The sequence below is a fragment of the Bradyrhizobium sp. AZCC 1588 genome (genome assembly GCF_036924735.1).
Classification (GTDB): domain Bacteria; phylum Pseudomonadota; class Alphaproteobacteria; order Rhizobiales; family Xanthobacteraceae; genus Bradyrhizobium.
On the sequence record NZ_JAZHSC010000001.1, the window covers coordinates 764,151 to 778,191 of the forward strand.

General features: G+C 62.1%; 13 protein-coding genes. 8 read left to right on the plus strand and 5 right to left on the minus strand.

The window, feature by feature from the left end; translation table 11 throughout:
• The first annotated feature begins 27 nt into the window (after positions 1–27).
• The 5 genes from V1277_RS03720 (at position 28) to V1277_RS03740 (ending at position 3,661) form a co-directional block, all read left to right on the plus strand.
• The gene (locus V1277_RS03720) at positions 28–1,368 is read left to right on the plus strand and encodes a hypothetical protein (protein ID WP_334415043.1); all 1,341 of its coding nucleotides are present in this window, start codon (positions 28–30) and stop codon (positions 1,366–1,368) included.
• A gap of 138 nt (positions 1,369–1,506) precedes the next feature.
• Positions 1,507–2,448, plus strand: a complete 942-nt coding sequence (locus tag V1277_RS03725) for a diacylglycerol/lipid kinase family protein (RefSeq protein ID WP_334415044.1) — start codon at positions 1,507–1,509, stop codon at positions 2,446–2,448.
• 241 nt (positions 2,449–2,689) lie between these two features.
• On the plus strand, positions 2,690–2,986 hold the full coding sequence (locus V1277_RS03730) for a hypothetical protein (RefSeq protein ID WP_334415045.1): 297 nt from the start codon (positions 2,690–2,692) through the stop codon (positions 2,984–2,986).
• Between the two features lies 1 nt (position 2,987).
• Positions 2,988–3,314 (plus strand): hypothetical protein, encoded by a 327-nt coding sequence (locus tag V1277_RS03735; protein ID WP_334415046.1) that lies wholly within the window; start codon positions 2,988–2,990, stop codon positions 3,312–3,314.
• Positions 3,311–3,661 (plus strand): hypothetical protein, encoded by a 351-nt coding sequence (locus tag V1277_RS03740; protein ID WP_334415047.1) that lies wholly within the window; start codon positions 3,311–3,313, stop codon positions 3,659–3,661. The genes V1277_RS03735 and V1277_RS03740 overlap by 4 nt, the downstream gene beginning before the upstream one ends.
• 146 nt (positions 3,662–3,807) lie before the next feature.
• Here V1277_RS03740 and V1277_RS03745 read toward each other — a convergent pair whose 3' ends face one another.
• Together V1277_RS03745 and V1277_RS03750 are read right to left on the minus strand one after the other, a co-directional pair.
• Positions 3,808–5,181, minus strand: a complete 1,374-nt coding sequence (locus V1277_RS03745) for a metal-dependent hydrolase family protein (protein ID WP_334420271.1) — start codon at positions 5,179–5,181, stop codon at positions 3,808–3,810.
• A gap of 166 nt (positions 5,182–5,347) precedes the next feature.
• Entirely contained in the window at positions 5,348–5,911 is a 564-nt protein-coding gene (locus V1277_RS03750) for an HdeD family acid-resistance protein (RefSeq protein ID WP_334415048.1), read from the minus strand.
• Positions 5,912–5,958: 47 nt separating this feature from the next.
• On the opposite strand from V1277_RS03750, the gene V1277_RS03755 reads away from it, so the two are divergent.
• Entirely contained in the window at positions 5,959–6,159 is a 201-nt protein-coding gene (locus V1277_RS03755; RefSeq protein WP_334415049.1) for a hypothetical protein, read from the plus strand.
• Positions 6,160–6,360: 201 nt separating this feature from the next.
• Here the strand turns inward: V1277_RS03755 and V1277_RS03760 are convergent, their stop codons facing one another.
• Both V1277_RS03760 and glsA read right to left on the minus strand, forming a co-directional pair.
• Positions 6,361–8,013, minus strand: coding sequence for an MFS transporter (locus V1277_RS03760; RefSeq protein ID WP_334415050.1), 1,653 nt, complete (start codon positions 8,011–8,013; stop codon positions 6,361–6,363).
• A 73-nt stretch (positions 8,014–8,086) separates the two neighbouring features.
• On the minus strand, positions 8,087–9,085 hold the full coding sequence (gene glsA / locus V1277_RS03765) for a glutaminase A (RefSeq protein WP_334415051.1): 999 nt from the start codon (positions 9,083–9,085) through the stop codon (positions 8,087–8,089).
• 289 nt (positions 9,086–9,374) lie between these two features.
• On the opposite strand from glsA, the gene V1277_RS03770 reads away from it, so the two are divergent.
• On the plus strand, positions 9,375–11,153 hold the full coding sequence (locus V1277_RS03770) for a metallophosphoesterase family protein (protein WP_334415052.1): 1,779 nt from the start codon (positions 9,375–9,377) through the stop codon (positions 11,151–11,153).
• Here the strand turns inward: V1277_RS03770 and V1277_RS03775 are convergent.
• Entirely contained in the window at positions 11,150–12,184 is a 1,035-nt protein-coding gene (locus V1277_RS03775) for an AI-2E family transporter (protein WP_334415053.1), read from the minus strand. The genes V1277_RS03770 and V1277_RS03775 overlap by 4 nt on opposite strands.
• Before the next feature lie 173 nt (positions 12,185–12,357).
• On the opposite strand from V1277_RS03775, the gene V1277_RS03780 reads away from it, so the two are divergent.
• Positions 12,358–14,040, plus strand: a complete 1,683-nt coding sequence (locus V1277_RS03780; protein ID WP_334415054.1) for a caspase family protein — start codon at positions 12,358–12,360, stop codon at positions 14,038–14,040.
• The last annotated feature ends 1 nt before the right edge of the window (position 14,041 follow it).

Consider the following 14,041-nt stretch of genomic DNA (forward strand, 5'->3'; position numbering starts at 1 on the left):
CGCGCCGATTTGCGCGAAGAGTTTGACATGGCCGACGAAGCATTCGCCCTTTCGCCGATCTCAGCACGCGCCGCGCTGCCGAGCGAGGAGGACTATGCTGCAATCGCCGAAGCCTTCATGGAGACTTCGCGGGGCCGCTGGTTCCTGACCGAATACGCCAAGCGCAACCGCAATGCCGACACCCGCATGGTGCTGGACGCAGTGGCGCGGATCGAGCAAAGCCTCACCGCCCAGCGGGAAGAGACCCTTCAGCGGGAAGCAAGCCTCCAGCGGGAGGAAGGCCTTTCGGCGCAGCAGGCGGCCGAGGCCGTCGCCGCGGCTGCCGCGGCGCAAGAGCGCCTGACCGAGGCGCTTGCCGCTATCCGCGGCGCGGTCGAGGCGGCCGAGGAATCGGCGGTCGAGGCGCTCGACAGCCTAGCGCTGGAGCAGCGGCTGGCCCCGGTCCGCAAGGGCGCGCGGGTGCTGCGCGAAATCGCCTGGCGGCTGCGCGAAATCGGCAATGACGGGCGAATTTGCGACCTGATCGATTCACAGGTCACCGTCATCGAAAAGGGCACCGAACAGTTCTCCTCCGAGGAGGCGCGAGCAGCGCTGCGTGCGGCCTTTGCCGCCCTCCAGGGTCGGCTTGTGGAATTCGGGGACGAGGACGGCGCGCCAGTGCCGGCTGCCGAGTCCGAGGCGGCGGCGCCCTCCCCGGCCGCGCAGGAAATGCCGCCGGCAGCGGAGACAGCCTTCGCGCAGGAAGCACCGGAAACTGCCGAGACGCCGTTCGCTTCGATGGCCGCATCCGCGGAGGCCGTGCTTGCGGCGGCGGAAGCCGTGCTGACGGAAGCGGAAACGCCGCTGGCTGCCGAAAGCGCCAGGGCTCCAGAGGCCTCGGTCGAAGATACCGCTGTGCAAGACGCGACCGTCCAGCACGCAGCCGCCCAAGACAACTCCGTCCGGAACGCCGACGCCCAAGACGCTGATGCCCAGGACGCTGATACCCAGGACGCTGATGCGCAAGACGAGGCGATCCTCGACATGATCGCGATGGAGATGGGTGCGCCGGATCCGATCAGCGACGAGGAGATCGCCGAAGCGATAGCCGAGCAGGTCCGTCTGGCGGAGCCTGCGCCGATTGCTCCCAAGATCGTCGCCAAGGCGCCCGAACCGGTCGCCACGGCGTCGCCGCAGCCGGTTCAACAGACCGTTCAACCGTCGCCACCGCCCGCCGCCGCGCCTGCGCCCACGCCAGCGGTGGAAGTGTCGCTCGGCTCGACCCTCATTGCGAGCGGGATGCTGCGAAAGCCGGTCATGGCGGCCAACGACCCGCTGGCGCCGATCCGGCGCATGAGCCAAGCCGAGAAGATCGCGTTCTTCTCGTAAAGCGCTGCCGCCTGAAGCTCGCCGGCATCGACGACGCGCCCGCAGCATTTGTTGCACCTGCGAATAGTTCGCTTTCCGGTTGATTCGCCTCACCGCCGAGATCAAGCTGGCACGATTGTCTTCCCTGCGGAGATAGCCGTGAAAACCAGGATCATTGTCAATCCAATGGCCAACAAGGGTAACTGCGGCAAGCGTTGGCCGCAGATACGTGCCGAACTCGAAAAGCATCTCGGCCCGATCGATAGCGACCACATTGCGATGACCTGCGCGCGCAACCACGCAACGAAGCTGGCGCAGGAAGCCGTCGCTTCCGGTTACCAGCGCCTGATCGCCGTCGGCGGCGATGGCACCTTCAGCGAGATGATGAATGGCTTGATCTCGGACGATCGGCCGATCGCGCCCGATCTCGTGCTGGCGCAACTGCCGGGCGGCACCTCGAACGAACTCTCCCGCTCGTTCGGACAACTCTCGCTCGAGCAGGCCAGCAAGGCCATCGCCATGGGACACACGCGAGACGTCGACGTATTCCGCGCTGATGCCAAGGGCTATGCAGGCGACCAAGTGACGCGCTACGGCTTCGTGCTCGCCATCGTCGGCGCCGCGGCCACAATTTCCTGGCGCGCGCAACGCGTGCCGCTCCTGAAGCGGCTCGGCCCGATCAGCTACGTCCTGACAACAGCGTTCACCTCGCTGACCTACAACCCGCGCCGCTACCGCATCAGGATCGACGACGAGGCCGAGCAGAATCTGCTGATGTGGTCGATGATGCTGTGCAGCTTCGATGGCGCGGGCGAAGGCCTGATGCTCGCGCCGGGCGCCGACCCCGGCGACCGCAAGCTCGACCTGATCATGGTCGGCGATCTCGGGCATTGGGAAACCCTGATCAAGATCGTCCCTAACCTTGCCGACGGCAGCTATCTGGCGCACCCAAAGGTCTCGCGCCGCCACGCGTCACGGATCACGATCGACAGCGACACCATGGTGCGCGCCGACGTCGACGGCGAAAGCATCGGGCAATTGCCGATGTCGGTGACGATGTTGCCGTTCCATTTGAAGGTGGCGGCGATCAATCGATTGTAGGGGGGCGCGCCCGTCGCATTCGGCGTCGCCAGATCACAGCGTTGTCGTTTGGAACAGAACGTTCGCTACGTCGAACCGGCAGGTCCGAGATAGCCCGGCAGCAGATACATCGTGGAGCGGCAACACCAACGCGAATGCCCAATCTGCGACATAAGCTGGGTTCAAATCTCGTAGCTCGGCAGTCTCCTGTCGTACCAAAGTGTGCTATCCTTTCGACCGATAGCACAGGAGGGACTGGGCAATGAACCGGCGCTCCTTCATCGGGCTCCTCCGCGAGGCGGGGGCAACGTGGCTGATCGCGGCACTATTTGTTGTAGCGGCGCGGGCGGCCGCCATCCCAGCGCTGGCGCACTCCTCGCATCCGCTAGTCTGCTTCGTCAAAATGGAATTCTTCCCCGGCGTCTGCGATCACTTGGTCGAGACAGGTTTGGGCTGGTTCTACATATCGACCAGCAACTTGAATGAGCAAGTGCAGCCAGGTCAGGATTACCACTGCCATTTGTGGCTCGGCGGCAGCGAAGACCGAGTTGGAGGATAGCTTGGGTGTAGGATTGGCGCTGGGATTTCTGATTGGGATAATAAGCGGAACTGTATTTCTGCTGCTGCTCAAAACTGCTGTGAGCAATCCCGATAAAGGCGCCTCGTCGATTGTCACATTGACAGCGCAGCTTTTTGCTATGCCAACTTTCTGGTTCGGCGGCCCTTGGCTTACTACTAAGCTGCTAGAGGCTGTGCAAATGAGCGAACTAATTAACCCCTACGTTGCATCCTTAGCAGTCACTTTTTCTTCCATTTCACTCTATCCAGCTGCTCGCTGGATAATGCAGCTTGGCGAAGACTTTGGAAGGAGACGCGGGGAGCCATGATGCTTGATTCCTTCACACTAAAGCTTTTGTTTTTTGTTTGTGGAGTCCTGCTCGGAATCTACCTACCGCTGGCAGGCCTGTATCTCTTAAGCTCCGTCCGTAAGGGGCCCTCTGGATTTCGGCTAGTGTGGACAACGATTCTGCGAGTCATTTTGATTCTGTTTGGCTTCCTCGTGCTTTTGGTTGCGATCGGCATGGTGACGGAATTCTTTCCAGTGATTGAGCAGCTTGAACAGCGGATAGAATATTACACATGGCTTGGCGGAGGAGCGATCTTCGCCTTTTTTGCAGGCGCGATCTTATTTTTCGTTGGTATTTGGAAAGCATGGAGAACTCGCACCGCGTAGCGGCAACTCGTCTGCGCCAACGAAGTGATCGAGTGAATCCTGTTGGCCCATTGCGGAACTCATGCGCCTTCCGGTGTGCACGCACACAGTCCGTAAGACGCCGCATAGCGGACTTCGCTCCCGAAAGTCAGCTAATAGTCCCCGCCCTAGTTCACCTTGCCGCTGGCGACCAGGTTCTTGTAAATCTTCCCGTCCTTCATGATGACCAGGAAGTTCTTCGCCGGATACTCGATCAGCTTGATGTTCTCGATCGGATTGCCGTCGACCAGCAGCAGGTCAGCCAACGCGCCCTCTTCGATCACGCCAAGCTTTCCCGGATAGGGATTGCGCTTGCCGGATAGCGCCAGCAATTCGCCGTTCGTCGCAGTCGCCATGGCGAGTGCTTCGGCGGGGGTGTACCAACGGACAAGCGAGGCCAGTATTGCCCCCTGGCGCTGGGCCAGCGCGGGGGAGAACAGAACATCGGTGCCCCACGCCGTCTTGAGCTTGTACTTCTTCGCAAATTCGTATGCCCTGCCTATGCCCGGCCAGACCTCATCCGCCTTGGCTCGTTCGACTGAACCCTCGGGAAAGCCTTGCCTCAACGCCTCGGGGAGCGGCTGCAGGCTCAGCCAAACGCCCTTCTCGGCGATCAGCTTGGCGGTTGCGTCGTCCATCAGGAACCCGTGCTCGATACACTTCACGCCAACGGCAATAGCCCGTTGGATCGCAGCCGGCGTAAAGGCATGCGCGACGACGTATGTGCCCCAATTCTCAGCCGCTTCGACCGCGGCGCGCAGTTCGGGCTCGGTAAAGGTGACGGCGTCGATCGGACTGAAGGGCGATGACACACCGCCGCCCGCCGTCAACTTGATTTGGGACGCTCCCTGCATGAGCTGCTCGCGCACCCGCACGCGCACCTCATCGGGACTATCCGCGACCATGCTGCCGCCGATCTGCTCCATGCGGCTGAGCATGCCGCCGATCGTTCTTGGCAGCTCTGAACGCTGCCGGAAGTCGCCATGGCCGCTGGTGACTGTGATCATGGCACCGGATGGGTAGATGCGAGGGCCGGTGACGAGGCCGTCATCAATGGCTTGCTTGAGCCCAAAGCTCGGCCCGCCCACGTCGCGAACAGTGGTGAAGCCCCGCATAAGCGTGTCCGTCGCTTCGGCAGCCGCAAGAAGATTGTTGTAGCCGACGTCGCCCGCTATGGCGGTCGCCGGCGTTGGGCGGATCAACATCGCGTGCCAATGCGCGTCGATCAGTCCCGGCATCAGCACGCGTCCTCCACCGTCAATGACGGCCGTTTGCGCGGCGTCTGCGGTGATCGCTGCGGGCGAGATCTTCTCGATCTTGTTGTCCCTGATCAGCACATTGGACGATGCTGAAAGCGTGTCACTTCTTCCATCGAAGATACGAACGTTCTGAAATAGCACAGCCGCGCCTTGCTGAGCTTGTGCAGGGAGTAAACCCGCCGTGAGGCTCAATGCCGTCGACGCAACGACTGCAAGAATTTTGACGACTCGATGCCAAGACATGGAAGACCTCGGCTGAATAACGCAGGGGTTCGGCAAGAACCAGAAACATCGCGACCGTAACGAGGGATGTTGGGAGGTGTTTGCCTGGAGATCATGCTCAAACAGAAAAAAGGAGCGAGATAGCGATTCGAAGAAAAGCCATCTCGCTCTAGTAGGCAGGGAGGAGCTACGCGCTTCGGGTGGTAGGCTGCCACGCATAAGCCAACCATCCGATGCCATGGGAAATCAGATCGACGCCGAGCAGCAATCCGAGGACCCATAGGCCGGTCATCGGAAATCCGGTCAGAATGATGAGGCCAGCCACTACACCAAACGCGCCGGACAGCAGCATGATCCAGCCTGCGTCTCGCCAATGACTGATGCCGATCAAGATGCGGACGAAACCGGAAATCACCAACACCAGGCCCAGGACGTAGGTGAGAATCAAGGCGCTGGCGACCGGCTGGCCGACCAGCACGACGCCAAAGGCGATGTACAGGATGCCGAGAAGCACCTGCCATACGAAACCTCCCCATCCCTTGGTCCAGAATGCATGGACGATCTCGAAGGCGCCGGCGACGATCGAAACCCAACCGATGAAGATGGTGCTGATCACGGTGACGAGCATGACGTCGCCGAGAACCAGGAAGCCGGCCAGGATCAGGGCGAGTCCAAGCAGAACACAGATCCAGAACGGCGGCGCAGTCAAATTGGTGGCGCCGATCGGCGAGCTGTTGTCAACTGTGGTCATGTCAGCCTCCTCTATTTGGTCTATTTGGAGCGAAGCCGGCGAGAGTCGTGGCTAGCGCGTTCGCGCGAAGTTCGGCCGTCGCCGCGCTCGCCGGCTCAATGATCGTCATCGCCAGACGCAGACACGCCGGCCGCGACGCCAATAGCAGACGCGGCGCGGGCGACGCCGGCGCCAGTGAGGACGCCGGCGCCAGTGAGGAGGAGGCCGCCGTGGCGGCCGCGTCACCACGGCCTGAGCTTCTTCCTTGAAATCACCCGACTTCTTTCCGGGATCCTTCTGCATCGCGAGTGGCATCGCCTCGGCCGAACCGCCCAATATGTCCGCGCCCAATCCTGCGGCGACCACACCACCAAAAAGGCTAAGCAGCGCCGTGCGGCGATCGATTGCATCCATTACCTGGTCTCCTTTCCGGATGTCCCTTTGCCCAGCTCCGAAGCTCTTGTTTCACATCAGGTTGATCTCGGGCGCTCGGCAGCCGACGCATCGCTCGGTATCTCGCCCGGCAGATAATTCGGAAGCCGGCCGGCCGGGATGACCGCCAGCAGCGCAAGACCGGCCATGATCAACAATCCGATCTTCAGCGCACGCAGCCGCGCTTCGGTATTCACGCGCACCGCTTCCTCGACCTGCTGCGGCGTCGCGGTCGTGCTCTCCATCACGCTCCGCAGCCGGTCGTTGCTGACGAAAGTGATGTTGTCGAGATCGACCTGGCTCTGGATCTCCTTCGGCAGCTCGGGGCTGGCCGCGATACTGCTGAGCGCGATCGCACTCAACAGACCGACCAGAAGCGCACCCGCCACCGCCGTTCCAACCGCAGCGGCAAGATTTTGCGTGGTGCCGCGCAGCGACCCGACATCGCCTGCAAGCTCCTTGGGCGAGGCGGTGACCAGCACGTTGAACAACAACGTCACCAGCGAGCCCTGCCCGATCCCAAACAGAACCAGGCCGATCAGCACAGGAATCTCGCTCCAGTCGTTGCGCACGACAACGGCCAGCCACACCAGACCAACCGTACACAACAGGAAGCCGTAGCGGCCGATCTGCCGCGGCGTCAGCCGGTCGTAGACATTGACGATCAGCATCGCCGTGAAGAACACCGTCAGATTGAACGGCATCATCGCAATCGCGGTCGCAAGCGGCGAGCGGCCCTGCACGATCTGAATGTACAGCGGCACTGAGAAATTAAGCGCCGCCTCCAGCGCGACCACGGCAAACAGTGCATAGACCGCGCAGCGCTCCTCCGGCGAATCGATCACCTCGAGCGCCAATAGCGGGGTCTTCCCGGCGGCCTGACGCCGATGCGTCCACATCAGGAATGCCTGCCCGAGCACGACGCCGAGAACGATCATGATCGGCGCCGGCGAAAGGCCAAGCAGGTCGAACGGCGCATTGGCGGTGGCCAGCGCCAGCCCCCATCCGTTCAGATTGTTGAAGCCGAAACTGATGAGAACGATCGCCGATGCCGCCAGGACCACGCCGAAGAGATCGATATGCACATCCGGGCGGCCATAGTCGCGCTTGAGACGGAAACTCAACAGGAAAACAATCGCAGAAACCGCGATCAAGATACCGAATGCGGGCCGCCAGCCGATATAGGTGCCGAGCACGCCGCCGATGATGAACGCCAGCACGCCGGCCGCCGCGCGCGCGGAGCCGAGTGCGCCCACCGCCGTCGCCTGCTGCCGCCCCGTGTAATTCTCGGCAATCAGCGCCACCAACGACGGCACGATCACGGCGCCGGCCGCGCCGCAAAGCGCTTGCGCTGTGATCATCAACGTCGCCGTGGGACTGAATGTCATCAATATCTGCGACGCGCAGAACAGGATGACGGCGAAGCGAAACACCTGCAGCGCGCCGAACCGCTGCGCGAGTTTTGCGCCGAGCATCACGAAGCCGGCCACCAGCATGGAATAGGCCACGATACCCGTCGCAACCGTCGTCGGCGGGACGCCAAAACTCTTCACCATCCCGCCGAGCGCCACTGGTAGCGAGGCAACATTGTAGGACATGATCATCTGGCCGAGCGCGATGGCGATCATCGGTACCCATGACTCCCGCGCTTCCTCCCGGATTGCTCCGATCGACATCGAGTGCGTCGCCATGGTGTCCTCCCGAGCGGCTCGGTCCCGGATCGATCGAGCTAGCGGCTCGATCAATCCACTCTTTGCATCTGCTTCAGTTTTCCGGTTGCGATACGAACAGATCCATTCCCAGCCGCTGCGACAGGAATTTTGCTACGAGTTGCCCCTTCACGCTGTTGCCGGCCGCGTCGAGCGGCGGCGCGAAGGTACCGAAGCCGCCTTTCCCGGGAGAGACCGCGACGATGCCGCCGCCGATCCCGCTCTTGCCCGGCAGGCCGATGTCGTAGAGCCAGTCGCCCGAGGTCTCGTATAGGCCAGCGGTAATCATCACGGTGAGTGCGTAGTGACAGACCGCAGCATCCACTACGCGCTGCCGCGTAACCGGATTGACGCCGCCGTCCGCCAGCGTCGCGCCCATGACCGCCAGATCCCGCGCACTCACATTCAGCGAGCACTGCTTGGTATAGAGATCGGTCGCCTGCTTGGCGTCGCAATAGATCCGGTCGTAGCTCTGCAGCAGCCGGGCGATACTGCGATTGCGATAGTTGGTTTGCGACGCCGAGGCGTACACCTCTTCATTGAGCGTGAGCTTGCGCCCCGCAAACCGCGACAACCCGTCATGAATGAATTGCCATTGGCCTTCGGCCGTCAGGCCCGGCACGAGGCTGGTGGTCGAGATCGCGCCCGCGTTGACCATCGGGTTGGTGCGGCCACTGCCCTGCTCGATGGCTGCGAGAGAATTGAAGGGCAATCCGGTAGCGTTCGCCCCAAGTCTTCTGCGCGCCTCTTCCGGGCCGATCGTCTCGCAAACAAGCGCGAACACGAACGGCTTCGATACGCTCATGATCGAGAATTCATGGCCGGTGTCTCCCGCCTCGTAAATGCGTCCGCTGGTGCCGGCAACGCAAATCCCGAACAGTTCGCGGGGAACCCTGGCAAGGGCCGGATAGACCTGTGAATTCTGTCCGTCTCCGTTCGACTTGAAGCGCCGGTGCGCGTCCGACACCAGCTCCTGCACCAGCTCGGGTTCTGGCAGGTGTCCTGTCGAGATGTAGGGGCGTTCTATGGATTCCGAAATCGAAGGTGAGTCCATCGGACTCCTCCATCCGGCTCGACATGCTGCGCGCAGATGATCGGGCCGTTCGGCAACACGAGTTACATGCTGATAGACGGTCTGCGTTGACCGTCTCAGCTTCGTTTGACTTGCACGTACGGTAACGCCCGAAAGTGCATCGAGTCAATCACACAACCTTAAAGTACGTTTGCGTCGGGTATGTTCCGCTACACAACTTTGTGACAAATCCCGAGACGCCAATGGCACCGCATCGACAAACCTTCGCGAATTAGCGACCAATTTGACCGAGCTAATGCGGTATTGAGCAATGACGAAGCCGATCTCCGAGCGACACGTCACCAAAGCCGCAGAGAATATGCTGGTCGATCCGCGGAACGGCGATATCGAGGATGATGCCGCCAGTCCGGGACAGCGGTCGCTGCTGGCAATCGCCGGAAGCCTGCTGGTCGAAATCAGTTTGCCGAAGCTCTTGTTCGCCTGGACGGTCTTGCTGTTGTTGCCGTCGGTGCTGCTCGGTCTGGCGCCGTTGCTGGCTTCGGCCTGGTTTTCCACCCTGTCGGAACAGCTTGCAGCGCTGACCGAAATCGGCACCGCGCTGTTGCTGGCCGCGATCGTCGCGGTGGGATGGATCGGATGGCGCCCGCTGCTTCGGATCGCCGAGATCAATTTCTGGTCGCTCAATGCACTCGCGGTGCAGCCGGGCTATGCGTTTTCGCGCGAAGCCTTGCGTCATCTGACGGAACTGATCGTAGGAAAAAACTTCACTCCTGCCGGCCGGGCGCGCTTGCGCAGCGCCAATTCGGTTGGCGCCGGTATCATGTTGTCCGCATCCGCGGCGGTGATCGCGATACTCGCCTGGCCTGCCTCGCGTTGGGCTGGTAACTGGAGCGATCTGCTCTTGCTGCATCGGCTCGCCATGCCCACGCTTGCGAATGCCGTTGTACTGATGGCAGGCTATCTGGCGGTCGCATCGCTGGTTTGGGGTTTTGCCGATGCCAGCATGCCTCAACCGCTCGATCTTGCCATGTTCGATGCCGCCTCGACCGAAGGCCGGACTTGGCGCGTTGCGCATCTGTCGGATCTTCACGCGATCGGCGAGCAATATGGCTTTCGCATCGAAAGCGGACGGGCTGGCCCCCGCGGCAATGGCCGGCTCAATCGAATCCTGGCGCGGCTGGCCGCCATCCACGCCAGCAATCCGCTCGATCACGTTCTGATCACGGGCGACATGACCGACGCCGGTCGCGCCAGCGAATGGGCGTTAGTCCTCGAAGCGCTGGCGCGCCACCCGGAGCTTGCCGCGCGCACGATCCTGTTGCCGGGCAATCATGACGTCAACATCGTCGACCGCGCCAATCCGGCAAGGCTCGACCTGCCGTTCAGCACCGGCAAACGGCTGCGGCAAATCCGGACGCTGTCGGCGATGGCGGCCGTGCAAGGCGAACGGGTACACGTCGTCGATGCCAAAGGAAGACCGGCCGCTACGCTGCAACAGGCGCTGGCGCTCTACCGCGACGCGATCGCGGCCGTTGCTGAGTTTGGCGGTTTGCGCCGTGTCGCCGCGCTGCGCAGCCTGTTCGACGACCAGTTTCCGATGATCCTGCCGCCGGAACCGGAAGATGGCCTCGGAATCGCGATCCTGAACTCGAATGCAAAGACCCATTTTTCCTTCACCAACGCGCTCGGACTGGTATCCGTCGAACAGGCGCATCGCCTCGAGGCAGCGATCAGATGTTTTCCGCGGGCGCGCTGGATCGTCGCATTGCACCACCACCTGGCGGAATATCCCATGCCGGTAAAAGCATTTTCCGAGCGCATCGGAACGGCGTTGATCAACGGCAGTTGGTTCGTCCGCAGATTGGAAGCGTTGGGAGATCGCGCCGTCGTGATGCATGGCCACCGTCATATCGACTGGATCGGCGCATGCGGCGGGTTAAGAATCATCTCCGCTCCCTCGCCCGTGATGGGTGCAACCGACGCTGCAGCGACGTACTTCTACATTCATTCACTGACGGCCGGCCAGGATGGCCGGCTGGGCCTGTTGCCGCCCGAGCGGGTAGAGATCGAGGGCGAGACAGCCGACTAGAGCTTGCCGGGTTTCTCCGGCTCCGGTCCGCCGAACAGATCGGCAATCCAGCGGCTCGACGGATGCTGGGCACAGAAGGTGAGTATGGCAAGCGTGATGGGCACGCCGATGAAGGTCCCGAACAGGCCCCACAGGAACGTCCAGAAGAAGATTGCAAATAGCACCACCACTGGCGAGATCGACAACAGGCTGCCGGCCACCCGCGGCTCGATGTAGCTGCCGACCGCGAATTGAATGATGTTCAGGCACACGAATACGCCGAGCACCGCCGGCCAGGTCTCGAACTGCGTCATCGCCAACAGGGTTGGAAACAGTGTCGCAACGAACGGGCCGATGAACGGGATATAGTTCAGCACGAACGCGATCACGCCCCATTCGAACGCGAATGGCAGCCCGGTAATCCAGGCGAAGCTGCCGACCAGCAGGCCTGTGACGGCGCTCATCTGCGTCCGCACCAAAAGGTACTTTCGGAATTTCGCCGCGGTCGCCTCGCCGCCGTCGAGCAGCACGCGTGCTGCGGTACGGTTATCCAGCCGTTCGATGTTTCGCCTGATGTGTTCGACTTCGAGAAGCCCGAGCATGACGTAAACCAGCGCAATCACCCAGAAGCTGAGCGTCGTGTTCACCCGTCCGGTGACATATTGCGTGGCGCGCAGCAGCCAGCTTACGTTGAAATGTTCAGCCCACAACCCCGCAACCGAGACGCCGTGGCCGTCCAGCCAATTGACGGTCGCCGCATAAAGGGCCTGGTAGCGCGCCAGGTCGGCGAGCAGTGATTGCCCTACCCGACCAAATCCCCAGGCTGCGAGCGAGGCGAAGCCGAGGCAGATTGCCACGGTGGCGACGATGGTGATCGCCAGCGCGGCAAGTTTTGGCATCCAGGACTGCAACTGCTTCTGGATCGGCCACACAATCGCAATGATGAACAATGCCGCCGCAAGCGGCGCGAACACCTTGCTCGCCTGAGCCAGCGCCGCCGTGACCAGCACGCCCGCAATGATTCCTGTGGTGGTCTTTAGCCCGAAGCCCATTTTGGGTTCCTTCGACCGTTCAGCAACCCGAGATTGTCAGCGGTATCGCGCGGCGGCAAGCGTGGAAGCGCCGCGCGCTGCAACCGTGATCGCGGTCACGTACGACAGCCCGCGCCCGGCTTAGCGTCCCCAGCAGCAAATCTCGCAACAAGGTCTCGCCTGAGGAGGCAGCCATGTCCCGTTTTAAGTCATCGCTATTGGGTGCCGGCCTGCTGGCAGGCCTGCTCGGCTTCGCCGGTGCAGCGTTGGCCGAAGCCCCTAACGTCGACATCCGCAACGGCATGCAAACGCCGCCGGCGGACCAGCGCGTCGCGCTGGTGATCGGCAATTCGAATTACCAGATCGCGCCAAAGCTCGCCAATCCCGGCAACGACGCGCAATCGATGGCGCAGCTTTTGAACTCTGCCGGCTTCGAGGTCACCCAGGCCACCGACCTGACGCGCAGCGACATGGTCAAGGTCGTGCAGGACTTCTCCGCCAGGGTCGCCGAGCGCGGCCCCGGCACCGTCGCCATGATCTATTATGCCGGCCACGGCGTGCAGGTGGCGGGTGAGAACTATCTGCTTCCGGTCGATGCGAAGATCGCTTCGCCGTCCGATCTTGACGGCAATTCGGTCCGGCTGGTCGATGTGATGGGCACGCTGGAATCGATCCCGAGCCGGATGCGCATCGTGGTGCTCGACGCCTGCCGCAACAATCCGTTCCCCGAGATCAACGACGCCGGGCGGGGCTTGGCGATCGTCGATGCGCCCCGAGGCTCGATCGTCGGCTACTCGACCGCGCCGGGCATGGAAGCGCAGGACGGCGACGGCAACCACAGCCCGTACACGTCAGCTTTCCTGAATGTCGCACGCGAGCCGAACCTGCCGATCGAGCAATTGTTCAAGCGCGTGCGGCTCGAAGTGAACAACACCACCTCCGGAAAGCAGACACCGTGGGAAAGTTCGTCGCTAACCTCCGACTTCTATTTCTTCGGCGATACCGCGGTCGCCGCAGGCCGCGCGCCGGATCGCCGCCCGATCGTCCAGACCGCGTCGAATCTGCCGTCGCGTTCGGTGCGCCAGGCTTACGACTACGTGCTGTCGGAAGGCTCGCCCGAGTACTATGAAGAATTCATCCGCCTTTACCCGCACGATCCGCTGTGCGACCACATCCGCCTGCTGCTCGGCAATTTGCGGATGGCGACGGCGTGGCACAAAGCGGTGGTCGCCAACTCGCCGTTCGCCTACAAGACGTTCCACGAAAATTATTCCAACAGCCCCTACGCCAAGTCCGCGCTGAAGCTGCAGGTCGCGCCGAAGGCCGTGCCCCTGATGCAGTTCACGCATCTGGCGAAGCAGTCGCCGACGTTCAAGCCGGGCAACATCGGCAACTCGCCCATCCTCGGCATCTCCAAGCACAATCTTGGTGCCCAGGCCCACATGCCGGTGCCTTCCAAGATCATCACGCTGCCTGCCAAGGGCGCGGCAACGAATAACCCGATCAATGGCGGCATCAACAACGGCAAGACAGGCAAGATCACGACCCTGCCTGGCAAGCTCACTGGCAACAGTAATGGCATTGGCGGAAAGGGCACGACCCTGCCCGGCAAGATCAACCCGATCCCTGTCAATGCCAGCAACAACAGCAGCAGCAAGGTCGGCAAGGTCACGACCTTGCCGCCCAGGATTCAGAACAATCCGATACGGGTCACCAAACCCATCACGACCAGGCCCATGATGACCAGGCCCATGATGACCACTGCGCCGCGCCGGTTCAGCGGCGGCATGGGCGGCGGAGGTTTCAGCCAGCGCTTCGCCTCAAGCCCGTCCCGCAGCTCGTTCGGCGGGTCATTCGGCGGCGGCTTCAGGCGCTGAA

Bases quoted from the DNA above. Each gene is read 5' to 3' on its own strand.
- V1277_RS03720 (WP_334415043.1), top strand. From the start codon at position 28: ATGGCCGACGAAGCATTCGCCCTTTCGCCGATCTCAGCACGCGCCGCG.
- V1277_RS03730 (WP_334415045.1), top strand. From the start codon at position 2,690: ATGAACCGGCGCTCCTTCATCGGGCTCCTCCGCGAGGCGGGGGCAACG.
- V1277_RS03740 (WP_334415047.1), top strand. From the start codon at position 3,311: ATGATGCTTGATTCCTTCACACTAAAGCTTTTGTTTTTTGTTTGTGGA.
- V1277_RS03745 (WP_334420271.1), bottom strand. From the start codon at position 5,181: ATGTCTTGGCATCGAGTCGTCAAAATTCTTGCAGTCGTTGCGTCGACG.
- V1277_RS03750 (WP_334415048.1), bottom strand. From the start codon at position 5,911: ATGACCACAGTTGACAACAGCTCGCCGATCGGCGCCACCAATTTGACT.
- V1277_RS03760 (WP_334415050.1), bottom strand. From the start codon at position 8,013: ATGGCGACGCACTCGATGTCGATCGGAGCAATCCGGGAGGAAGCGCGG.
- glsA (WP_334415051.1), bottom strand. From the start codon at position 9,085: ATGGACTCACCTTCGATTTCGGAATCCATAGAACGCCCCTACATCTCG.
- V1277_RS03770 (WP_334415052.1), top strand. From the start codon at position 9,375: ATGACGAAGCCGATCTCCGAGCGACACGTCACCAAAGCCGCAGAGAAT.
- V1277_RS03775 (WP_334415053.1), bottom strand. From the start codon at position 12,184: ATGGGCTTCGGGCTAAAGACCACCACAGGAATCATTGCGGGCGTGCTG.
- V1277_RS03780 (WP_334415054.1), top strand. From the start codon at position 12,358: ATGTCCCGTTTTAAGTCATCGCTATTGGGTGCCGGCCTGCTGGCAGGC.